Genomic DNA, 20,816 nt, shown 5'->3' with positions numbered 1-20,816 from the left:
CAGTTCATTTCGCTGCGAATCTCTTGGAGTACGTCATGGTGAACCTCACCCGTATCTACACGAAGACGGGAGACGACGGCACGACCGCTCTTGGCGACATGAGCGGAACGAGCAAGCTGGACAAGAGGCTTGCGGCCTACGCCGACGTGGACGAGGCGAACTCCACGATCGGCGTGGCTATCGCAGCGGGGGACCTTCCGGACGAGATCGCCACCCTCTTGGTGCGGATCCAGAACGACTTGTTCGACGTAGGCGCGGATCTCTGTACGCCACTGTCGGAATCCGGGCGCGATACGGCCTCGCTTCGTGTGGAGGACTCGTACGTAGAGTTCCTGGAAGAGCAGTGCGACCGGTTCAACGAGGGTCTTGAAAAGCTGCGCAGCTTCGTTCTCCCCGGCGGAACGCCCGCTGCCGCCTTCCTGCATCAGGCCCGAACCGTGGTCCGCCGCGCCGAACGCGCGACCTGGGCCGCTCTGGAAGAGCACGGGGAAACCATGAACAGCACCACGGTGAAGTACCTGAACCGGCTCTCCGACCTGCTTTTCATCCTCGCCCGGCAGGCCAACGTCGCCCGAGGGGACGTCCTCTGGCAGCCGGGCGCCAACCGGTAGGAAACAGCGCCGGTCCGATGGCCGAAGCAATCCTCGGCCGTCGCCGAGACGTCGCGCTCCCGCAAGCGCCTCTGGCGGGCTCGGGTTCAGGACGGCTCAGTGTTGAGGACCGCTGTCGCCCCCGCGGCGAGTGCGGGGCTCCTCGCGTGCAGGACAGCCGTCCCTGACCGCGGTCCTCATTGGCGTCGAGATCCAGGCGGGGCGACGCAAGTAGATGCTGAGCGCGCGGTCGTCATCGCGCAACCGCTGCACGAGCGGGGCCAGGAGCTCTCGCGCTTCATCCGGCTCCGCTGCTGCGAGGAGCTGGGGCGCGATGTCCAGGACTGCGCCCATGGCCAGGGAGTCCTGCGGCGGCGCGGTCTAAGGCTTGGACGTCTTCTTCTTGCCGGCGGTCTTGAGCAGGGGCTGGGCCTGCGCGGTGCGGGAGGCGTGTTCCGCGTCGAGCGTGGCGGCCAGGGCGAGAGTGCTGGAGTACGGGCGGGCCTCTGGCCAGGTCCGGAAGATCCTGGCGACCACGGCTCGCAGGGCGGCGAAGTAATGCGCGACAGGGACGGGCGCCCCTGCGCTCATCGTGGTCGCGGGGCCTCCTGCGACGATCAAGTTCGCAAGGTGCCGTTGGACGTGCAAGAGCACCTTCATGGTGACCGGATCAGGCTCCTCGTGCAGGGGGGCCCTGCTGGGTCAGGTCGGCTCCGCAGGCGGTTGCGGGCTGCTCGGTCGGTGCCGACCGAGCCTGCGCGGAACGGCACTGCCGGGGGTTGAGTGCGTCGTCCGACAGGCGCGCGAGGGCGCTCGCCGTGCGGGCGGACTGCACGGGCATGCCGCATCCGAAGCACTGGTGGGAGAGGAGTCTCCGATGCTGGATGCAGAGGAAGATCACGGGGAGGCGCCACAGCCGTTGCCAGGGGCCGCCGTGGCGGTCCTGGATCGGGGTGCCGTTGCCGGTGAGGCAGGGTGGGCAGTAGCGCGTGGAGCGGGTCAGGACCCACGGGTTGTCGTAGATCATCCGGGCTGGGGTGATGCGTGGGGTGAAGGCGGGGTTCAGTGGCCCGTACCGCTGTCCGAGCGGGGCGAGGAGCATGTCGGTGACCTCGGCGGGCGCCAGGTGGGTGGGCGCGGGCGAAGTCGGTGAGGTGGGCGTCGTCCAGGTGGTGCTGGAAACTCATGGGCAGGCGGGTGGGCAGGCCGGGGCGGTCGCCGGGTGCCAGGCCTGTGCGGCGGACGACTTCTGACAGATGTCGTGCTCAGCCCTTCAAGAAAGACCAGGTCGGGAAGGACGATTGACGACACCTATCGTGCTCAGTCTCACGCACCATGTGCGCTGTCGCTGCTGCCAGGAGGCAGGGACTCCACCGTTCAGCTGACGGGGTCCGGCCACTCGGGTATCAGCCTGTGCCTTGACGACGACGCAAAGGGTTGGTCGACCGGCGAAGTGACATTCTGTAGTGGTCTCATCGGTCGTGTTCTGGAAGACGTTCTGACGGGTGGACCGGCCGCCCTTGAGGGCGGGGCTCTGGGATGGAGGACACGGCTGACGGGTAACGGCGGACGACCGTCACAGCCCGGTTCATCCGGGCGGCCGGAGCGCCCGATGCCGGAGGACGCGCATGCGCGGTGGCGTCTCCGGCGGATCGGCGCCGCTGTGGCTGCCGGTGGCGCTGCGGCTGCCGCGCGTGCCCGGGCCATCGCGCGGCGGATCGGGGAGACGCCTGCGCCGCCGGGGCCTTTTCGGCCCGGGTTCTGGCGTAGTCCGATCCGGGGTCCCTGGCTGACGTCGGTGTTCGGCCTGGTGCTGCTGGTCGGCATTCCGGTGCTCTTCCTCACTGGCGCGCTCTCCTACGCCGCCTACAACCCCGATCTCGGCCCGCACAATGACATGACTCCCGACAAGGGCCTGCTGGGTTTCTATTTGTTCGACTGGCCTACACACCCCTACTGGCTGTACCGGCTGACCCAGGGCGTGCACGTCACGCTGGGCGTGGTCCTCGTGCCCGTGCTGCTGGGCAAGTTGTGGTCGGTGATCCCGAAGCTGTTCGAGTGGCTGCCGGTGCGGAGTGTCGCCCACGGTCTGGAGCAGCTGTCCCTGCTGATGCTGGTGGGCGGCGTCATCTTCGAGTTCGTGACCGGGATCCTCAACATTCAGCTGTACTACGTCTTTCCCGGCTCGTTCTACACCCTGCACTTCTACGGCGCGTGGGTGTTCATCGCCGCGTTCATCGTTCATGTGTGCCTCAAACTGGGCCGGATGTCACGCGCACTGGGCTCACGCAGTCTGGCCACGGAACTGCGCACCGACCTCGCGCACACCGTGCCCGAGCCGCCCGACCCCGACGGACTGGTGCCGACCGCACCGGCGGCGCCGACGATGACGCGGCGTGGCGCCGTGGGGTTGGTGGGGGTGGGCTCGCTGACCCTGCTGGTAGTCACGGCCGGGCAGAGCATCGGGGGCCGGCTGCGGAACACCGCCTTGTTCGCGCCGCACAACCGCAACCCCGGCGGCGGCCCGATGGACTTCCAGATCAACAAGACGGCCGCGGCCGTCGGCATCAACCCGGCACATGTGGGTCCTGCGTGGCGGCTGGAGGTACGCGGCCGTGCACCGATGCTGGTCTTCACGCGCGCGCAGCTCCTGGCGATGCGCCGGCACGACGCTCTCCTGCCGATCGCCTGCGTGGAGGGATGGTCCACCGAGGACCAGCACTGGAGCGGCCTCAGGCTCACCGACCTGGCCGCCATGGCGGGGCTGCCCGGGGCCGGAAGCGTCCTGGTGGAATCCGTCCAATCGCGCGGTGCTTTCCGCTCGGTGGTGCTGCGCGGCAACCAGATCCACGACCCGCGATCTCTGCTCGCCCTGCGTGTCAACGGCGCGGACCTCTCGCTCGACCACGGCTATCCGGCCCGGATCATCGTCCCGGCCAACCCCGGCGTGAACAACACCAAGTGGGTGCACCGGCTCACCTTCAGGACATGACCATGGCACGCTTCGTTCGCTGGTACGGCTCCGGGCCCCTGCACCTGCTTGTGCTGATCTGCTCCTTCGCCCTCACGGCCTACGCCATGGTGCGCCTGTTCGCCGTTCGGCCGCTCGAGGTGGCGATCTGGTTCGTGGGGGCGGCAATCCTTCACGACCTGATCCTGCTGCCTCTGTACTCGCTCGCCGACCTGTCGGCTCACTCCGTGCCGCGGCATCGCACTGGCCGGGTACCGACCGTGGCATGGATCAACTACCTGCGCGTACCCACCTTCCTGTCCGGTGTGCTGCTGCTCGTGTGGTTCCCCCTCATCCTCGATCTGGCGATCCCTTACCGAGACGACACCCGCTTGCCGGAAGGGGTATACCTCGGCCGGTGGCTGGCGATCACCTGCGTGCTGTTCGGTGCGGCGGCACTGGCCTTCGCTCTCAAACTGCGCCGCGTCCGGCGAGCCGTCCCCGCCGACGGGCACCGGCCCCCACCCGGTCGCGATGCCGAGCCGTGACGCCTGAGGAGAACAGGTCGCCCGCCGCACACGAGGACCCCTATGCACTGGCCCTGCAAACCGATCGCGGGCCGGTGTACCTGAGGTTCGCCGACGGGCGCCGGACCCGATTGCCGGTACGCCGCTGGGGCGCGCGGCCCACCGGGGCCGACGAGACGCTGCTGGAGCGCTGCAGGGGCCCCGTACTCGACATCGGCTGCGGACCGGGCCGCCTGTGCAGGGCGCTCCTGGACCGGGGCGTCTGCGCCCTTGGTATCGACGTCGCTCCCCACGCGGTCGCCCGAACGGAGACCCGCGGCGGGGCCGCACTGTGCCGGTCAGTGTTCGACCCGCTGCCGGCTGAGGGAAGCTGGCAGACCCTGCTGCTCGTCGACGGGAACATCGGCATCGGCGGCGACCCGCATGCCCTGCTCCGCCGCTGTACCCAACTCATCGCCCCGACGGGATTCCTGCTCGTCGAAGTCGACCAGCGTGATGTCGAAGAGGGCTGCACCGCTTGGGTGGAGGACACCCATGGCAACCGCGGCCCAGCCTTCCTCTGGGCGCGCCTTGGGACGCCGGCCGTCCGCCGGGTCGCCGAAAGCCTCGGGCTCAGCGTCACCGACCAGTGGGTCAGTGGCCGACGGTGCTTTGTCTCCCTCGGTCGTCACGACGCACGTTCCTCAGCCGTCGCATCTCACGCGCCCCGGGTGCAGCCGCGGTGAGGATACGGAGCTGTGCGAGCGACAAGTCGAGCGGGTCAGACGCGCCAGAACCTGCCGCCCCGTCAAGGCAACCGCCGACGGCCAGGAGGTGCGATCCGCCGGTGGTGCTGTTTGAGTGAGATGAATCCGCCGCTCAGGGAGGCTGCGATGGACGACCCACCGGTGCCTGAAGCGCTCTACGGTGCGGGCGGCCGCTCAGTCCGTCCGGGCCAGGCCGCGTCAGCGGGCCGGAGGCGGATGGACTGCCGCCGATGAGCGGGCGACCGATCGGTGACCATGCATTGCTGTCCGACTGCCGCTCGGCCGCCCTGGTCACCTCCGACGGCTCAGTGGACTGGCTGTGCCTTCCCCGCTTCGACAGCCCGGCGCTCTTCGCCCGACTCCTCGACGAGGACGCCGGCCACTGGTCCATCCGCCCCACCGGCGCCGCCGACGTCAGCCGCCGCTACCTCGAGGAGACCCTCGTACTGGAGACGACCTTTCGTACCACCGGTGGAACGGCGGTCCTACGCGACGCACTCGCCCTGGGACGGCGAGAGCGCGGACACGCTCTCGGCACCGCGTCTCCCGGAATGCTTCTGAGGCAGATCACCTGCACCGAAGGACGAGTGCCCGTCGAGATCACCTGTGCGCCACGCCCGGAGTTCGGACTCGTCCACCCCCTCCTTGCACCTGTGCGGGGCGGGCTCGTCGCGTATGGAGGCGCCCACGTCCTGTTGCTGTCGACCCCTATCGACCTGAGGGTGAGCGGTTCCACCGCGCACGGTCAGATCACTCTCCGGGCGTCGGACCGCCTCGGCTTCGCACTGCAGGTCGGGCCGGCATGGGGAACCGAGCCGATGCCCTGGCGAGCGGGGCGTATCCGGCGGCGCTTGAACGACACCGTCGAAGGCTGGCGCTCATGGTCGCGGCTGCACCGCGGCTACGTCGGCCCCTGGCAGGACGAGGTGGGCCACAGCGGACGCGTGCTGCGGGCACTGACCTTCGCGCCCACGGGGGCAATTGTCGCCGCGGCCACCACCTCTCTGCCCGAGTGTGTGGGCGGCACGCGCAACTGGGACTACCGCTACACCTGGGTCCGCGACGCCAGCTTCACTCTGCAGGCGCTGGCCACCGCCGCCTGCGAGAAGGAGAAGGACAAGTTCTTCGGCTTCCTAGCCCGAGCCGCGGCAACCCAGCTCCACCGCGGCGTGGACCTGCAGATCATGTACGGCATCGGTGGCGAACGCGACCTCAGTGAGCGGATCCTGCCCCACCTCGCCGGCTGGCGCGACAGCACCCCCGTACGCAGCGGCAACGAAGCATGGCGCCAACGCCAGCTCGACGTCTACGGCGAACTCCTCGACGCCGCCTACCAGACCTTCCCGCCCAACGAGCACCTGGACCCGCCCACCCGCGCATTCCTGCTCCAAGCGGCCGAAACAGCCACCCGTCGCTGGGCCGAACCCGATCAGGGCATCTGGGAGACACGCGGGTCGGACAGACACTTCCTGCACTCGAAACTGATGTGCTGGGTTGCCTTGGACCGGGCCATCGCGATGGCCCCCGCCCTTCAGGCCGACGAACGCGTACCCCACTGGCGGCACGAGCGGGAGCAGATCCGCCAAGCCGTCGAACAGCGCGGATGGAACCCCCGCCTGGGCGCCTTCACCCAGGCGTTCGACAGCGACGACCTGGACGCCTCAGCGCTGATGCTGCCCATCGTCGGCTTCCTTCCCCCGCACGACCCCCGCATCCAGTCCACCGTGCTGGCGATCGCCACCCACCTCACCGACCGCAACGGTCTGATCCGCCGCTACCTCGGCGACGAGATCGAAGGAGGAGAGGGAGCCTTCCTGCTGTGCACCTTCTGGCTCGCCCAGGCCCTCGCCCTGGTGGGACACACCACCCGCGCACGGCGGGTGTTCCAAACCGCCGTCGCGCACGCCAACGACGTCGGCCTGATGGCCGAGGAGACCGACTCCACCACGGGAGAGGCCCTCGGCAACTTTCCGCAAGCCTTCAGCCACATCGGGCTCATCAACGCCGCCCGCGCCATCCGCGACGCCGAGCGGCAACCCGCACCACGACGATTCGAACGCTAGCTCCCACCACGAAGCAGCGGGTGGCGTAAGAAGGCGTCAGATCGCAGGCACGACAGCAGGCGAGCGTGGATGACACATCGCGCAGCACCGTCTCCCTGCGGCTTCGGGAACCAACTGAACAAACGCCCTGCCCGCCTAGGCGTGTCCGAGGGGTCCCGTGACGGGTCTGGCGGTGGATCCGTTAGTGAGAACGAGGAGGGAGAGCAAGCTCAGCGCGTGAGCAGGCACCCAGCCGCGACGCCGAGGAAGATCATGGCTCCGAAGAACAGGCCGACGATCCGATGTAGGCGGTACTTCCGGGTGAATACCCGTGCGCTTTTGGGTCTTTCGGGCAGGTAGGCGACCGGTACACTGGTTCCGAGGGCCAGCCCCGTCCCCGTCGCGGGGGGCCGGAACCTGACGGGTCGGCCCTGCCGGTCGGTGAACTCGATGACGGGCGTCGAATAATCGTCCGCCGACGTGTGCTCCTGGTCCACCACCACCCCCTCGGCGTGCAGCCCGTAGCGGCTCAGCCGCATCTGCAGCCGTGCCTCCCGGGCACTGGCCCACAGACTCACCAGGCCCGCCAATACGGCCAGCCCGATACCGATCGTTTCACCCGTCATCCGTCCCCTGCTCTCCCTCGCGCAGCGCCCGCCCAGCATGGGCCGCGCATCAGGAGGACGCGGCACGCAGCCCGATGGTTCACGAAGGTGCGCGGGCACACCGGCTCCTCGGGCTTCCGTGGTCGTGGCAGAACATCACCGTGCTCGACGCCGTGCTCGCCCAGTTCCCCGACATCCACCGCCACGGCACCAGGATCCTCATCCGCGCGGACAACGCCGCATCTGCCAAGGCGTTCCCGGCCCACATCCGCAGCCTCCGCTCGCGCGGAATCCGCACACGAAGAAGCTCCGCTATCGGCTGCTGCACGCAGCCGCCCGCATCACCCGCGGCGGGCGCCGCATGCACCTGCGGATCGCCGCGACCCGGCCCTGGCGAAACGAGCTGACCAGCACATTCGCACCTAGCGGCACTGCCACGGCTAGCCACCTGAACCTTGGCCCCGTCCATGCACACCCACGACCGAGGAAGGGTGGAGAGCCCGACCTGCGCGTCGGGCCTCGACCGTGCCCGCCCGGCAGCCAACAACCAGAACCCCCACTACACGGCCCTCACACCAGCTCAGCCACCCGAAGCGAAACGGGGAGGCTACTGTGTGGTCGTCAGTTGCCCGGAGGGCTGGGCGACGCGCTGATCTGCTTGGCGTAGGTCTGGGTGTACTTCGGGATCAGCGCCTCGATCCGGTTGACGTAGTTCTGCGTCTCGGGGATCTGTGGGATGCCCTGGGCCTTGAGCACCGCGCCGGGGCCCGCGTTGTACGCGGCGAGCGCGAGCTGGGTGGGGTCGCCGGGGATGCCCTTGACCTCCTTGAACAGGTGGCACATGTAGGCGCTCTGGGCCGGGATGGCGTCGTCAGGGTTCCAGATGTCGGCCTTGCCGTCGCCGGTGTAGTCCTTGCCCCACTGCGCCCAGGTCGACGGGGAGAACTGCGCGATGCCCTGGGCTTGGCCAGAGTCCGCCTGCGGGTTCCAGTGGCTCTCCGCGTCGAGTTGCGCGGCCAGTATCGGAACGCTCAGCTCCGGGCAGGTCTTGGTGGCCGACTGAACGGTCGCCAGATACTGATGGGGAATAGTGGGCAGTGCGGGCGGCCGGGTCAGCCACCAGACGACGCCGAGGGCGGCGGTGACTACGAGTATGGCTCCAAGGGTCAGGCCCACCAGAAACCCTCGACGGCCGGAGCGCCTGGTTTCTATCTCCGCCGGAGAAGCTCGGTACGCTGTGGCGGGCGACGACACCCCCCAGGAGGGACGTGCGGGCTGCTGACCTTGTCGCCATACCCCGCCGCTGCCCGTCGCTCCGGCTTGCTGCTCTTGCATGTTCCCAGTCCGTCCGGTCGGTTCATCCGGTGATGTGTCGATGACGGGTGGGACGCATTGGGCTCCACGTTAGTTGCAAGATCGCGCAACCGAGCGAGCGTCTATGGCGATTGCCACCACTGACCTCGGCGTGAGCCGCCACAGTTCTCTCCCCTCACGCCCGCTTCACAGTCGCCTTATGCACGCGCATCCGGTGCAGGCGTCGAGGCTCAGGCCACCAGGGGCATGGCCGGGCTGCCCACTCGGGTCGGCCTGGCAGGCGGCGTCAGGTGACACAGGGCAAGTTGCCGTCCGGCGCTGCAGCCTGACGTTGATCGCACGACCAGGGAAGACGGGTGCCCGAGACGGTCAAGAAGCCGGTGAAGGGTCCCGAGGGGCGGATGCCGCGCGCGGACCACCCGCGGCGAGCTGCGCAACCAGCTTGCGAGAGCCGTCCTGTCCGTCGCCACCAGCCACTCCGTCCACGTCTTACAAGGACGTCATCGATTTCTTCACCTCGGTTGGGCTGTCGCTCGTCGCTCGTCGAAACTGGACCGGCGTACACAAAAACAACCTGCGCGCTGATCCCCGTAAAAGCCTCCTCGCACGCTTCACGCTCACCCTGAAGGCCTCCCTCACCGCCAATGTCCTGACTGCTCCGGTCAGGCTGGCCAGCTGACGAGGCGTCCGGCCTCACCCCGGAGGACATCGGCGCGCCAGAACCGTACGGTCGATTGCGCACTGCCCGAACAGGCATACAGCGAGCCGGACTTGGCCGACGGCTTCGACGGCGCAACCTGACGAAGCGCGGGATGGAACCCGGGGAAGAGTCATCAGTTGCGCAATAATGAAAGTATCACCTGAGGGGGCAAGGGGGGAGGGCCGGAGCATGTGGGGTGAGTCCACGGCGGAGCACCTGCTGGAAAGGTTAGCGAAGGAATGTCCATCGCCTCAGAACGACCAGATCCAGCTCACTACGGGTTGACCGCGTCGGGATAGCAAGCGTTGACGACCAGCGCAGGGACCCCACTGCGGCAGACCGCGCTCGTGCCGGCCGCACACAACTGCGCCCATGACCGTCATGGCACCGACATGGACGTGCTCGCCCGCCTGGGCGGGCACTCTCCCGACCAGACCGCAGAGTTGCTCGACCGGCTGGTAACCGCGCGCACTCCGACCGTCTGGCACCATCACCGAGACACCGGCGAAGTCCTCTGGCAACTCCCGCGCGGCTCTACACGCACCGGCTCAGCAATACGCCCCGGACCGTGTCACGTATCGCAGCTCTGATGCTCAGGTTGAGGAACAGACATCACTCAAGAGGAACATAAGACTCTGCGCGTCCGTACTATCTCTACACTGGGCTACTCGCAGCAGTTACCTCTTCTGCCCTCGGAAACCAGCCCGAGAACACATGCGCTTGGCTCTCCCGCCTGCGCCGAAGATGCTGCATACCCGGCCACGAAACCGAGGAAAGGCCAACGCCATGTCGCAGAGCACGACTACCACCAGCGAGGTGACGTCGCAGTACACCGCCCAGGTCACCAGCGACCTTGAGCGCAACGTCACGGAGCAGGAACGCATCGGTGCGGAGATCACCGCGCTGCAGGAGCAGCTGACCGCCCTGCAGCACGACCACTCGGTCCTGGTCAACGTGCAACAGGCGCTCGGCATGACGTCCGCCCCGGCTCGGCTCACGGGTACGCCGGACGGCGCCACCGTGCCCGCTGCCCGCAGGAAGACCCCTGGCGAGCTCGGCGCCGGCAAGCGGACACGAGCCAAGAAGACCCCCGGCACACCAGGCCGCACGACAGTCAAGAAGCCCGCAGACAAGGCCGCAGCCACCACGGCAGGCCAGCCCACACTGGTCGAACTCGTCCGCAGCCACCTCGCCGAACAAGGCGAACCCCGCTCCGCAGCGGACGTCACCACCGCGCTCGGCGCCGCCCACCCCGAGCACGGCATCAAGACCACCGTCGTACGCAACACCCTCGAAAGACTCGTAGCCAAGAAGCAGGCCCAGCGCGTCAAGCAGGGCTCCTCCGTCTACTACACCGCCCCTGATGCCGCCGAGCAGAGCGCCACACCGTCCCACAACGAGGCGCAGTCCGAGCAATCCGAGTGAACCCAGTCGGCAGCTCGCTGCCAGCGCAGGCGTCGAGGATGTGGAGTGAGCAGCGGACTCGCGCCGGGCCAGAAGGTCGCCAGGGCTGCAGTCGAGCGCGGCACACGGGGCGGCCGGCGTGGACAGCTTCACCTGGGAAGGCTGCTTGGTGAAGAGTACGGAGACCGATGCCGCAGGCAGGTCGAGGCCGGCCGGCTCGGCGAGCAGTCGACGCAGTTCGGTGCCCGTCCAGATGCCGCGCTGTGCCGCGGCCATCCGGAGCTTCCATTCCAGCTCGGTCGGAGGGACGGTGGGTTCAGCGGCGCGGAGAGCTACCGGAGTCATGAAGACTCCGGTAGGTCAGCCGACCAGGCCGGTGGGAGTGGTGACGGTAGCGCCGAGCCAGGCGTTCTCGACGAAGGTGAGACTGGGGCGGACGTAGGCCATGGTCGCGGCGATGTGCCGGTCGCCCGGCAGCTACTGGACGGTGAGCAGGTCCATGCTCCGCTCGTAGTGGTGTGCGGCGCCGGCCCGGCACAGGTCGTGCAGGGTGAACCGGTCGCCTTCGGGCCGACCTTCCAGAAGGATCTGGTCCGGACCATCGAGCATGGGCGTCCATCTCGGGCGCGGGCCCGAGGCGTTGGCTGCGTTGCGGAACCCGGCTCGCACCGCCCCGGCCGGGGCGGGCCAGGCGGCAGGGAAGCCGGTCACACAGCGGGAGCCCTCAGGCGGCACGGGCAGGGATGGTGTGGCGGCGGTCCTCTCCGACCGAAGCCCCTCCCCCCAACTCCCCCGTGACCGACGTTTCCTCTTCTCCAGATGCCGGGGTGGCCCCTCACCCTCACGCCCGCACCGCCTCCGTGAGGCGGGCGTCCCGGCGGGCGAAGCGGTGGGGGAAGATCCCCCAGCGGATGGTGCCGCACGAACTTGAGCCCGACGTCCTGCGCGTGGAGCTCCTCGAGCTCGGGGACGCGTTCCGCGCCTGCCAGCAGCGCACCGAGCCCGACCCCGCACTCCTCGGCAAGCTCCACGAGCGCAAGGCCCGCGCCTTCCGTCTGTGGGCCGACCTCACTGGCGACGGCTCTCTGCGTCACGCAGGCGAACCGCGTCGAGAAGGCCGCGCAGACCACCCGCGAGATGCACGCGAACCGCCTAGGCCAGCACGTCGGCGACACGGCGGGCGGCGACGAGCCGGTGGTGGAACGGCTGCTGACCCGGCAACAGGCCGTGGACACCGCGCCGTGCTGGACTACATCGCCGCCCACTCCCCGCACCCGGAGGCCGAGGTGCGCCTGGCGGTGCTCATGCTCACCCTGCGTGCCGCACGCGCCGGCACCGGGAACGTCACGCCACAATCCGGCTCCTGGCCCTGTACCCCGCCGCCCGCACCCCTCCCGACGGCCGCCTCGGAACCGCCGACGACGGCGGACTCCCCCTGGACCAGGCCGCCGCGTTCTGCACCCTGTCTCCCGACCAAGTCGCCGAGCGCGCCGGACCACCGGTCACAGCTGACCGGCTCACCGAAGCCCACATCGCCCGGGGAAGACTGCGCGGACAGCTCTCCGAGCGCATCCTGCCGCTCGGAGAGCTGCTTTGACATGTTCCCTGGCCTAAAAGTCCAGGGATTCCGGCCTGGGTCGTCTGGCCCTTCCGGGGCTTCCTGCTTCGACGCGCCCTTCCGGGGCTTCCTGCCTCGACACGACGTGCCGGGACTTTCGTCCTGGTCAGACCGGCGCTCCACGAGGCCCGCCCCATCTGGCAGTGCTGACACGACCCTGCCCTGTCAGGGCTGGTCCCGCCCTTCCCGGCACTAGCGGGATCAGGCTGCTCAGCTTCACCGCCCTGCTGCGACAGGACAGCGGCGGAGGTCTCTCGCCTCCACTCGAGACACCAGCGCCTCGTGGCGCACCCGCTCAACTTCGAAGACCCGGATCGGCCGACGCATCCCCAGCATCCTCATGTATGTCCGCCCTCGCCATCTGCTCAGCCAGCTTGGCGGGGAAGTCCGGCCACTCGGCGGGGACGACCTCGATCGTCTGCGTCTGCACCTCGCGCAGATTGTGCCCGTCATCCAGCACCACCACGGGCTGCACGATCACCTTCACCAGACGGAGTCGCGGAATTGCCGATTCATGTGCCGAGTTACGTCCCACATCGAACCCCTCAATCTCACGCGGCAGCGAAGGCCGGGATGACAAGCACGTTTCCCGATGAGTCCATGACCTTCAGGTACTCTGTTGGCGTGGCCGGCAACGGAGCCGCCCCGCCCGCGGCTCCGACGGTCGTCTGAGCATTGGCGGCGGCGTTCCACTGGGGGATACCGTTGTAGTTCAGTAAGAAGGCGTCACGACCTGCGCTGATGTATCCAGTCGCTGCGAAGGCATTGGAAACCGCAAGTACTCCAGGTTGTTGCCTGTACAGGCAGGCGTTGGGGTCCGCGCCAAACCTGAGCTGACCACCACCGCCCGACCCGGTCCCAGACGAGATCTCAAGCTCCACAGAGTTATCCGCGGTGTCGACAAGTTGGATCGCTGGACTGAACATCCCTGCCGGATTCCGCATGACCAGTTTCCAACGGCCAGTCGCCACTGGGTCCACCCAGATCTGATCAGTACCGCTGAAGTCCATCAGGTTGAGGATGTGCGCCACGGCACCATTCCCGGCCTGCACGTTCAGCGTCCCCATGTCCGGTTCCTCGGTGACATGTGCGCCGATGACCCAGCACCGGTAGGCAGATTCCGGCTGTGACTTACCGATGCCGACCGTGGGATCAGCGGGTCCGTTGTGCGAGAGATAGATCAGGTCATTGACGTTTCCGGGCTCCGGATAGTCGATCTTGAAAGCGACCACGAAATCACGTCCTGGTTGGGCAGCCGAAACGTCGATGCCGGAGCCCCACCCCCCGTTTGCCGCGCGATAGAACAACTCCGGGGCCGATGTTGGACTTGTGTCCATCCGCAACGTGAACGAGTTGTTCGTCTCGATCCCCGAGCCGCTGCCGTAGAGGCTTCCCTTCGAGCCGTCCGGCAGCACGCCGGTGCCGAACTCGAGCCGCGAGCCATCGGCGATCTTCCAGTCGCCAGTGATCGTCTCGTCGAGCGCCCTCTGGGGATACAACGCGTCGAGCGTGGACCTCTTCACCCGCTTGTTGGTCCCCGACGGAGCCATCTGCGTGTCGGACTTGTCTACGACTACGAACTCGTCGTCGGCGGCGAGAGCGGTCAACTCGGCGAGCTCAGAGATACGCGCATCCGGCATTTCAATCCCTCTGCAAACTGGAAGGTATTCGCAATGCCTCACCGCCGCCCGGATGGAGCAGGTGCCCGCCCCATGCGGCGTCGCCGCAGTGATCCGTCCGATCCAGACCGCCCCCCTGCTCGCCGGGCGGGAGGCCGCCGAGCCCGAGGCCGGAGGAGCGGTCCGCAGCGACTGCCGCCTCCAACAGCAGGCGGCTGCCGGATTCCTGGAGAAGCGCGTTGCCGGATTCCTGGAGAAGCGCGTTGCCGTTCCCTTGCAGGAACCTCGCCACCGCCCGTGCCGGTCGGAGGAGCGCCTGCCCGCTCATCGGCCCAACCCCTCCGGGAGGTAAGGGCAGGGGATCCCGGTCCGGTTCACATAGAGGATGGCGTCCAGGAGGCTGTGCAGGTCGTGGTCGGGTGGCCGGCCGATGTCCAGATCCGGGCCGCGGCGTTCTGCCCGCCACGCGGCCAAAATGGGCTCAACCAACTCCCAGCGGGCATCGGACAGATCGCTCGGAGAACGACGATACTCAGCCATGACTCCTGAAGTACCGAGCGGCTGCCGGTCTGGCCAGGTGCATGCACCAGGCGCGCGAAGCTAAACGGTGCAGGACGGCGCGTCTTGGGATCAAAAAGGAGGAGCGCGGACAAGGGGGCAGCCTAATGCCTTGCTGACGCCATTAGCCTCTCTCAAGACATGAGCACCATCCAGACCGAGCCGCATATCAGCTCAAACCACTCCAACACGCAGGGCCTGCACAGATCACGCCGTACATCCCAGCCGTGACGCACGCGCCGCTCCCAACGCGCGCATCGGCCGCGGTGGCTACGTACGGGAGAAGCGGGTTCTGGCGCAGGTCTTGGGGAGCGGTCGCGAAGGGTTTTACCGCAGTGTTCGTTTGTGAGGGTCCGGGTTCGCGTGAGACCGCGTACGCCTCGCCGTCTGATGGCGGGAGTGACACTCCGTCAGATCTGCGGCTGTCTGTGCCGTGGCCGGCTGTGGCCGGTGACGATGCTGGTCATGCAGGCCGACGAATCGTTCTGGGACTCTCTCGTGTTCGACGGGATCGACGACGTGACGTCGAGGTCCGTGACTGCCGTCTTCGGCACGGTCGACGTGATGGCGAGAGGCCGGGCCGGTGGCGCAGCATGTCCGGACTGGGGCCGCTTCTCGGACCGGCATCGGTCACCTGCTCACAAAGCTTCCGGGTCTGCATCCAGTCGTTGATGAATTGCACCTGTGCCGCGGCGTACTGCAGTTACTGATCGGCACTCTTGGCTTTCCACGGGGTGGGGCGAGGCACGTGCGGGGCCGAGCGGATGTCCTTGACTGCCTGATCAGCTCGGTCGGAGGCATCGATCCCGGCGAGGGCGGTAAGGAACTCCGGTCGGCGGCCTCGGTGGGGGGCGCGGGCCGGGAAGTCGATCCGGGCACGCAGCGGAGGGGGTGAGGGCCCTGCGCCGTAAACGGGCAGGCGGGCCACTGGTATCGAAGAAACCGGTGAAGGCGGGCGGTCGAGCAGCGTGGCCACGCCTCCGGGCGCCACCGGCAGTTGGGACGCCCGGTGCCAGGCCAACGTCAGTGCCAGGCCAACGTCAGTGCCAGGAAGGAGACTACAACCACCCCCATCACACCGGCGAGAACAAGTAGCAGAACCTTGGTGGCGGACATGCTTACCCCATCATTCCGTGAATTCCTTCCGGATCCCCAAGAAGGGCTATCCGGGAGAGGTGTGTGTGCCAGCGAGCGCGAGACGCGCATGTGCCTTCGCATCCCGCTTCCGAGCCACGACGTTAGGCACGGCGCACGGTCTTGCGAAGTCGCCGTTCGTCGCGATCCGCTCCTACGGAAGTCGCGGGGCGATAGGACCGTGCGGGCATCCGGGCCCTGGCAGGGCCGTGCCGCTGAGGGCGTGCCGCTCCCGCACGTCGGTCCCCGGGCGCCTCCTTACCCGCGGGTGTCGACTTTCGTCGCTGTCCGTCGAGACTTTCGGTGTCCGGACGACCCTGATGCAGCCCTTTATGCTCGACCGGGTGGAGGCGACAGCAAGGGCATGGCGCAGGCTCGTCCGCCAGGCGCTGCCTGGGCCGTGGAACGTGCGGGCGTACGTGAGTGAAATCGCCGCGATGCTCGGCATCGGCGCGGTGGCGGCCTGGCCGGAGGCCGCCTGGACAGCTGGGACCGCCGCGGCTGTGGGCGTCGGAGCGCTGGCGGCGGCTCTGTACGTCCTGCGGCGCGGATTGCCCGGGGCCGTGCTCGTCGCCTCAGCGGTGAGCACCGCCGTCTGGCCCGGCTGCGCGCCGTTGCTGATGTGCGCCAGTTGGTCAGCCGGGCGCCGTCTGGAGCGACCCCGGTCCCTGATCGTCGCGTTCACGACGACGCTCGCCTTCATGCCAGCCGTGTCCTGGTGGAACCGGCCGGACCCGCGGGCCGTGGACACGGTGGTCCTGCTCGACGTCACGTGTTTTTTCACCCTGGTGCTGCTGCCGGCCCTGGTCGGGCGGTACCAGGCGCAGCGCCGCACGTTGCTGGTCACCCTCCAAGAGCGCCACGACCAGTTGCTGCGGGAACGGATCATGGTGGCTCGGCAGGCCCGGTTGCGGGAGCGGCACCGCATCGCCCAGGACATGCACGACAGCCTGGGCCATCAGCTCACGTTGGTAGCCGTTCAGGCCGGTGCCCTGGAGATGGACCGCGGTCTGGCGGAAACCCACCGCGCGGCGGTCCGGTTGCTGCGGCAGGCCGCGGTCGCCGCGATGGGCGAACTGCGCCAGGTGGTCGGAGTCCTGCACGACGGTTCCGGTGCCGAGAGCTCAGGCGGCATCGGCGACGTCGAACGACTCGTCGACTCCACCCGGCAGGTCGGCACCCGGGTCGGGTTCCGGCGCACCGGCCAGGAGCGATCGCTGTCCGCCGCGACCGGCCAGGCCGCTTACCGGGTCGTCCAGGAAGCGCTCACGAACGCCCACAAGCACGCGGCGGGCGCTGCGGTCGAGGTCGCGCTGCACTATGAGCCCGATGCCCTGGTGGTCGAGGTCGTCAACATGCCACCGCCGCTGCCGTCAGCCGCTGCCGTTCCGGTCAGCGGGAGCCAGGGCCTGGCAGGGTTGCGCGAGCGGGCCCGGCTTGTCGGTGGGATGGTCCGCGCCCGGCCCACCGAAGACGGCGGGTTCCGGGTGGCGGGCGTCCTGCCCTACGAGGCCACCGGTTCCGCGGAACCCGACGACGACGCCTGGCTCAACGGCGTCTCGTCGGCCAACCTCGGGCCACCGGGTTCCGCACGTCCCCTCTCGTACACGCGTCATCGCGCGTACGGCTGGACTCTCGCTGTCATGGTGGGCGCGACGGCCGCGGCACTGACTGCCATGGGGCTGTTCCTGGTGCTGTGACAACCCGCGCAGAGGCCACCCCGTTACGGATCGGGCCGAGTCGGCGTGGGAAGGTAGGGGACCTTGAAACGCGCTGCGGCCTGCCCCGCAAGGAGCCCCATCGATGATCCGAGTCCTTGTCGCGGACGACGAGCCCCTCATTCGGGCCGGTATCCGAATGATCCTCACGTCCGCGGACGACATCGACGTCGTGGCCGAGGCGGCCGACGGCCGACAGGCCGTCGATCTGGCCCGTGCCCACCGGCCCGACGTGGTGCTGCTCGATATTCAGATGCCGGAGATGGACGGCCTGACGGCGCTGGGCGAGCTACGGCATTCGGTGCCCACGGCGCACGCGCTGATCCTGACCACCTTCGGTGAGCGCGAAAATGTTCTGCGCGCGCTCGGCACAGGTGGCGCCGGCTTCCTACTCAAGGACACCGCCCCCACCGAACTGATCCAGGCAGTGCGCGCCGCAGCCAGCGGCGACGCGTTCCTCTCCCCCGCTGCCGCCCGCCACGTGGTGGACACCATCGCCACCAGCCCTGCCTCCCAGCGCCGCGAGGAGGCCCGGCGCAGGCTCAAGACCCTGACGGAACGCGAACTCGACGTGCTCACCCTGCTGGCAGAAGGGCTGTCCAACGCGGGCCTTGGCTCGCGCCTCCACACGAGCGAGGCGACGGTGAAGACCTATGTCAGCAGGATCCTGGCCAAGCTCGAATGCGAGAACCGGGTACAGGCGGCTCTGCTGGCCCGCGACGCCGGCCTCGATGCACAGCCCCTGTGACCTGCCGGACCAGCGCACCACCACCCGCGCCTTCCGCAACTGTCGCCCGTCCGCGCACGGGTTGATGTCGTGCGCGCAACCGGGATTGCGGCGAAGGCTTCCAGGGCCCGAACCGCTCCGGCAGGTCACGTCAGTGCACCCCGGTTCGGGCCCTGTGCGGGATCCCGTCGATCAATTGCCGTTGATCGCGACACCGTCCGTCCACAACGGCCGTTGCTCACTGGTAGAAGCGGCTGCAGCCGCTCCCACTCGGCGTCCGATGGGTTACCACGTCCATCCCGCCCCAGGCTCAGGACAACGAGCCTGATCAAGCAGAAGCCGTCCGGAGTGCGGCGACCCGCCCATTCCGCGAGCTGCCGGCCGTTCTTGCGTGCCGTCTGCCCAGCAAGCCACGGGCATAGTCCGGCATCCGCCACCGCAGATCCGCCCGAGCGAGCCGGCCCGCCACCCGAGCGGACACGGACTCCAACTCCGCCTGCCAACAGTCTGCTTCAGTCATCCCCTCCATGCCGGAACAACGACCGGCTCAGGACACGAACATCTGCTGGAGTGCCGGGGATTTCCCGGAGGGGCAATGGAGGCCTGCGTGCCGGTGCGCGCCCGGCGGCTGGTCACTCCGGCTTGATGCGCGGCTTGTCCTCCTGACTGCGGCGGCGGTGGGACTCCGCGTACACCTGGGAACGGAAGTGCAGGACGGGGTCGTTGGAGGGTTCGATGCCCGGTGGGACGTTGGTGGGGTCGAAGACGAGCCCCTCGACGTGTTCCTGGTCCTCGTGCAGCCGGTCGACGACGAGGCGGCCCGCGGTCACCGTTTCGCGGTCGTCGGGCCACTGGCGGGTGACGTCGTCGGTCGGGTCTTCGGGGGCCGCCATCTGGAAGACCAGCCGCCAGGCGGCCGGCGCCTGTTCGACGCGCTGCTTGATCTCGCTGATGAGGTACTGCGGCGGCAGCAGCCGGTCGTGTTCGGGACGGATCGCCGCCTCACCGGCTTCCGGGACCCAGCGGTAGCGGAACGCCCGCCGCCGTCCTTCCGCGTCGACGAGGAAGTACGCGTGGAGCCCGTGGAACGGCGTGGTCGCGAAGCTCTCGGTGGCGGGCAGCCCGGCGATGGCCTTCAGCCCGGGAACGGCGTGGCGGTGGCCCGCCACGTACTTCAACAGCCGGCCGGGGTTGGGCAGTGCGAGTCTGCCACGGCGCTGGGCCGTCGTGATGCCGATGAACTCCTCGGCCGTGCCCGCCGGGAACGCGGAGATGTTGGGCGCGCCCCAGGTCGCGTGTGATCCGGACGGCAGCGCGAAGCGGACCGCGAGGCCGAGGACGGCGCCGCGACTGCCGGAGGCGCGGTCCGGGGCGTACGGGCTGCCGGTCGCGTTCGACAGTCGTACGACCGTGTCGACGGGCGTGCCCTGGAAGTGCTCGGCGGTGGTGAGCGCGGCGGCCTCGGGGGTGGCGGTGAACGTGCCGCGGAAACCGATGCCTCGCGGATGTGCCCGACGGTGGCCCGGCACGGTGCCGGTGTGGTCCTCCATCGCGCGCATTGCCCGGTCGACCTGGTCGGCGGTGTGGCGGGGCGCGGCCCCGGGAGTGTGCGTCATGAGATCTGCCTGCTGGCGCCACTGGCGGCACCACTGTGTGCGGTCGCTGCTCGCGTGTGGTCATTTATCGCGGTGACGGAAACGGACTCCATGCCCACCGGGGTGAGCGTCATGTTGATGCCGAGAACGGCTTCGACCGGCTCGACGACCGGGATCTGGTGCAGTGGGTCGAGCGCGGAGTATCCGGTGAAGGCCGGAGCCCCGGTGCCGCGCCACATCTCCTCGGCGCGGACCTCCACCTCGGTGCGGACGTATTCGTCCAGCGCAGCCGGGCCGCCCGTCAGGGCGGGCACGCGGCGCAGCCCGAGCCAGGTCTCGCGTACACCCTCGACCGGGCCGTCGAAGACCTGCGGCTGGAAGACGCCGTACGCCAGCGGCACACCGGACGGGCGCTCCAGCCGGGCCTGGAAGAGTCCGTTCGCGGTCTCCTGCGAGCGGTCGAAGTCGATCGCGCCGAGCAGCTTCGGGTTGCCGATCAGCTCGCGCCCGCCGACCAGGGCGTTGTCGTTGGTGACGTAGATGTGCCGGATCCAGTTGGCCCGGCGGCCGTCCAGGGTCACCTCGATCTGCTGGATGGCCTCGCGGTAGGGGCCGACGCTGCTGACGCCGTAGTTGTAGAAGACCAGCGCGGCGCGCGGGTGGTCGTCCAGCTCCAGGTGCTCGGGGAGCACGTCGGCAGCCGCGCGCGCGTCGGTGACGTACCGGAAGGCGAGCATGTCGGTCTGTGTCCAGGCGGGTCGGCCGTAGCCGTACGCGGGGCGGTTGAGGGGGAGCGCGGAGCCGAGCGCGTCGGTGCTGACCTGGCCTCGGATGGTCATGGGGGCAAAGTCCGTTCTGGTGGTGCGGTGGGGGTGGGTGCGGGTGGGGTGCGGCACCGCCGCGGGGCGCGGCGGTGGCCTGCGGTCATGCGGTGGATTCGGGGCGGATGACGATGCGGATCGGGTTGCC

The 20,816-nt window shown here is 68.7% G+C and carries 20 protein-coding genes and 3 pseudogenes; 10 read left to right on the top strand and 13 right to left on the bottom strand.

All coding sequences use genetic code 11. The annotated features are described in order from the left end of the window. The first annotated feature begins 35 nt into the window (after nucleotides 1–35). Nucleotides 36–611, top strand: coding sequence for a cob(I)yrinic acid a,c-diamide adenosyltransferase (locus tag AAW14_RS33150; RefSeq protein ID WP_265568138.1), 576 nt, complete (start codon nucleotides 36–38; stop codon nucleotides 609–611). A gap of 360 nt (nucleotides 612–971) precedes the next feature. On the opposite strand, the gene AAW14_RS33145 is transcribed toward AAW14_RS33150, so the two are convergent. Together AAW14_RS33145 and AAW14_RS33140 are read right to left on the bottom strand one after the other, a co-directional pair. Then, a complete protein-coding gene (locus tag AAW14_RS33145; protein ID WP_265568137.1) occupies nucleotides 972–1,211 on the bottom strand; it encodes a hypothetical protein in 240 nt (79 codons plus the stop codon). A gap of 49 nt (nucleotides 1,212–1,260) precedes the next feature. Continuing rightward, entirely contained in the window at nucleotides 1,261–1,692 is a 432-nt protein-coding gene (locus tag AAW14_RS33140) for a TniQ family protein (protein ID WP_265568136.1), read from the bottom strand. 4 nt (nucleotides 1,693–1,696) lie between these two features. Here AAW14_RS33140 and AAW14_RS33135 point away from each other — a divergent pair, with 4 nt between their 5' ends. The 5 genes from AAW14_RS33135 (at nucleotide 1,697) to AAW14_RS33115 (ending at nucleotide 6,876) form a co-directional block, all read left to right on the top strand. After that, a complete protein-coding gene (locus tag AAW14_RS33135) occupies nucleotides 1,697–1,843 on the top strand; it encodes a hypothetical protein (protein WP_265568135.1) in 147 nt (48 codons plus the stop codon). 398 nt (nucleotides 1,844–2,241) lie between these two features. Further along, a complete protein-coding gene (locus AAW14_RS33130) occupies nucleotides 2,242–3,582 on the top strand; it encodes a molybdopterin-dependent oxidoreductase (protein ID WP_416223414.1) in 1,341 nt (446 codons plus the stop codon). Between the two features lie 2 nt (nucleotides 3,583–3,584). Continuing rightward, nucleotides 3,585–4,088, top strand: a complete 504-nt coding sequence (locus AAW14_RS33125; RefSeq protein ID WP_265568134.1) for a hypothetical protein — start codon at nucleotides 3,585–3,587, stop codon at nucleotides 4,086–4,088. Next, nucleotides 4,085–4,792: a class I SAM-dependent methyltransferase gene (locus tag AAW14_RS33120; RefSeq protein WP_265568133.1), complete on the top strand. Its 708-nt coding sequence runs from the start codon at nucleotides 4,085–4,087 to the stop codon at nucleotides 4,790–4,792. The genes AAW14_RS33125 and AAW14_RS33120 overlap by 4 nt, the downstream gene beginning before the upstream one ends. A 251-nt stretch (nucleotides 4,793–5,043) precedes the next feature. After that, nucleotides 5,044–6,876 (top strand): glycoside hydrolase family 15 protein, encoded by a 1,833-nt coding sequence (locus tag AAW14_RS33115; protein WP_265568132.1) that lies wholly within the window; start codon nucleotides 5,044–5,046, stop codon nucleotides 6,874–6,876. A 209-nt stretch (nucleotides 6,877–7,085) separates the two neighbouring features. Here the strand turns inward: AAW14_RS33115 and AAW14_RS33110 are convergent, their stop codons facing one another. After that, a complete protein-coding gene (locus AAW14_RS33110; RefSeq protein WP_265568131.1) occupies nucleotides 7,086–7,481 on the bottom strand; it encodes a DUF3592 domain-containing protein in 396 nt (131 codons plus the stop codon). A gap of 280 nt (nucleotides 7,482–7,761) precedes the next feature. On the opposite strand from AAW14_RS33110, the pseudogene AAW14_RS39910 reads away from it, so the two are divergent. Beyond that, nucleotides 7,762–7,912: pseudogene (locus AAW14_RS39910) on the top strand (IS1380 family transposase); the annotation flags it as partial. Between the two features lie 169 nt (nucleotides 7,913–8,081). Here the strand turns inward: AAW14_RS39910 and AAW14_RS33105 are convergent. Then, nucleotides 8,082–8,636: a lytic transglycosylase domain-containing protein gene (locus tag AAW14_RS33105; RefSeq protein WP_265568130.1), complete on the bottom strand. Its 555-nt coding sequence runs from the start codon at nucleotides 8,634–8,636 to the stop codon at nucleotides 8,082–8,084. 1,624 nt (nucleotides 8,637–10,260) lie between these two features. On the opposite strand from AAW14_RS33105, the gene AAW14_RS33100 reads away from it, so the two are divergent. After that, nucleotides 10,261–10,899, top strand: coding sequence for a hypothetical protein (locus tag AAW14_RS33100; protein WP_265568129.1), 639 nt, complete (start codon nucleotides 10,261–10,263; stop codon nucleotides 10,897–10,899). A gap of 78 nt (nucleotides 10,900–10,977) precedes the next feature. On the opposite strand, the pseudogene AAW14_RS33095 reads toward AAW14_RS33100, so the two are convergent. The 7 genes and pseudogenes from AAW14_RS33095 to AAW14_RS33065 form a co-directional block, all read right to left on the bottom strand. After that, nucleotides 10,978–11,154 (bottom strand): annotated as a pseudogene (locus AAW14_RS33095) (helix-turn-helix domain-containing protein); the annotation flags it as partial. Between the two features lie 201 nt (nucleotides 11,155–11,355). Further along, a complete protein-coding gene (locus AAW14_RS33090) occupies nucleotides 11,356–11,487 on the bottom strand; it encodes a hypothetical protein (RefSeq protein WP_265568128.1) in 132 nt (43 codons plus the stop codon). Between the two features lie 640 nt (nucleotides 11,488–12,127). Continuing rightward, nucleotides 12,128–12,478 carry a hypothetical protein gene (locus AAW14_RS33085; RefSeq protein ID WP_265568127.1) on the bottom strand — a complete coding sequence of 117 codons (351 nt, stop codon included), beginning with the start codon at nucleotides 12,476–12,478 and terminating at the stop codon, nucleotides 12,128–12,130. A 313-nt stretch (nucleotides 12,479–12,791) separates the two neighbouring features. Next, nucleotides 12,792–12,983 carry a hypothetical protein gene (locus tag AAW14_RS33080; RefSeq protein WP_265568126.1) on the bottom strand — a complete coding sequence of 64 codons (192 nt, stop codon included), beginning with the start codon at nucleotides 12,981–12,983 and terminating at the stop codon, nucleotides 12,792–12,794. Nucleotides 12,984–13,047: 64 nt separating this feature from the next. After that, nucleotides 13,048–14,136 (bottom strand): hypothetical protein, encoded by a 1,089-nt coding sequence (locus AAW14_RS33075; protein ID WP_265568125.1) that lies wholly within the window; start codon nucleotides 14,134–14,136, stop codon nucleotides 13,048–13,050. Nucleotide 14,137: 1 nt separating this feature from the next. After that, nucleotides 14,138–14,443, bottom strand: a complete 306-nt coding sequence (locus AAW14_RS33070) for a hypothetical protein (protein ID WP_265568124.1) — start codon at nucleotides 14,441–14,443, stop codon at nucleotides 14,138–14,140. A 14-nt stretch (nucleotides 14,444–14,457) separates the two neighbouring features. Further along, nucleotides 14,458–14,655, bottom strand: a pseudogene (locus AAW14_RS33065) (transposase); the annotation flags it as partial. A gap of 1,496 nt (nucleotides 14,656–16,151) precedes the next feature. On the opposite strand from AAW14_RS33065, the gene AAW14_RS33060 reads away from it, so the two are divergent. Both AAW14_RS33060 and AAW14_RS33055 read left to right on the top strand, forming a co-directional pair. Next, nucleotides 16,152–17,507 carry a sensor histidine kinase gene (locus AAW14_RS33060; RefSeq protein WP_265568123.1) on the top strand — a complete coding sequence of 452 codons (1,356 nt, stop codon included), beginning with the start codon at nucleotides 16,152–16,154 and terminating at the stop codon, nucleotides 17,505–17,507. 103 nt (nucleotides 17,508–17,610) lie between these two features. Beyond that, nucleotides 17,611–18,273, top strand: coding sequence for a response regulator (locus tag AAW14_RS33055; RefSeq protein WP_265568122.1), 663 nt, complete (start codon nucleotides 17,611–17,613; stop codon nucleotides 18,271–18,273). A gap of 611 nt (nucleotides 18,274–18,884) precedes the next feature. Here the strand turns inward: AAW14_RS33055 and AAW14_RS33050 are convergent. Together AAW14_RS33050 and AAW14_RS33045 are read right to left on the bottom strand one after the other, a co-directional pair. After that, the gene (locus AAW14_RS33050; RefSeq protein ID WP_265568121.1) at nucleotides 18,885–19,868 is read right to left on the bottom strand and encodes a catalase family peroxidase; all 984 of its coding nucleotides are present in this window, start codon (nucleotides 19,866–19,868) and stop codon (nucleotides 18,885–18,887) included. Then, nucleotides 19,865–20,686 (bottom strand): acetoacetate decarboxylase family protein, encoded by an 822-nt coding sequence (locus tag AAW14_RS33045; protein ID WP_265568120.1) that lies wholly within the window; start codon nucleotides 20,684–20,686, stop codon nucleotides 19,865–19,867. Before AAW14_RS33045 ends, AAW14_RS33050 begins: the two co-directional genes overlap by 4 nt. Between the last annotated feature and the right edge of the window lie 130 nt (nucleotides 20,687–20,816).

Source organism: Streptomyces hygroscopicus, from assembly GCF_026168105.1.
Classification (GTDB): Bacteria; Actinomycetota; Actinomycetes; order Streptomycetales; family Streptomycetaceae; genus Streptomyces; species Streptomyces hygroscopicus_D.
The sequence above is the reverse complement of the archived record's forward strand: the minus strand, read 5'-3'. Positions and strand labels throughout refer to the sequence as shown.

Bases quoted from the DNA above. Each gene is read 5' to 3' on its own strand.
- AAW14_RS33110 (WP_265568131.1), bottom strand. From the start codon at position 7,481: ATGACGGGTGAAACGATCGGTATCGGGCTGGCCGTATTGGCGGGCCTG.
- AAW14_RS33140 (WP_265568136.1), bottom strand. From the start codon at position 1,692: ATGCTCCTCGCCCCGCTCGGACAGCGGTACGGGCCACTGAACCCCGCC.
- AAW14_RS33125 (WP_265568134.1), top strand. From the start codon at position 3,585: ATGGCACGCTTCGTTCGCTGGTACGGCTCCGGGCCCCTGCACCTGCTT.
- AAW14_RS33115 (WP_265568132.1), top strand. From the start codon at position 5,044: ATGAGCGGGCGACCGATCGGTGACCATGCATTGCTGTCCGACTGCCGC.
- AAW14_RS33070 (WP_265568124.1), bottom strand. From the start codon at position 14,443: ATGAGCGGGCAGGCGCTCCTCCGACCGGCACGGGCGGTGGCGAGGTTC.
- AAW14_RS33085 (WP_265568127.1), bottom strand. From the start codon at position 12,478: ATGTCAAAGCAGCTCTCCGAGCGGCAGGATGCGCTCGGAGAGCTGTCC.
- AAW14_RS33045 (WP_265568120.1), bottom strand. From the start codon at position 20,686: ATGACCATCCGAGGCCAGGTCAGCACCGACGCGCTCGGCTCCGCGCTC.
- AAW14_RS33100 (WP_265568129.1), top strand. From the start codon at position 10,261: ATGTCGCAGAGCACGACTACCACCAGCGAGGTGACGTCGCAGTACACC.
- AAW14_RS33050 (WP_265568121.1), bottom strand. From the start codon at position 19,868: ATGACGCACACTCCCGGGGCCGCGCCCCGCCACACCGCCGACCAGGTC.
- AAW14_RS33150 (WP_265568138.1), top strand. From the start codon at position 36: ATGGTGAACCTCACCCGTATCTACACGAAGACGGGAGACGACGGCACG.
- AAW14_RS33075 (WP_265568125.1), bottom strand. From the start codon at position 14,136: ATGCCGGATGCGCGTATCTCTGAGCTCGCCGAGTTGACCGCTCTCGCC.
- AAW14_RS33090 (WP_265568128.1), bottom strand. From the start codon at position 11,487: ATGCTCGATGGTCCGGACCAGATCCTTCTGGAAGGTCGGCCCGAAGGC.
- AAW14_RS33055 (WP_265568122.1), top strand. From the start codon at position 17,611: ATGATCCGAGTCCTTGTCGCGGACGACGAGCCCCTCATTCGGGCCGGT.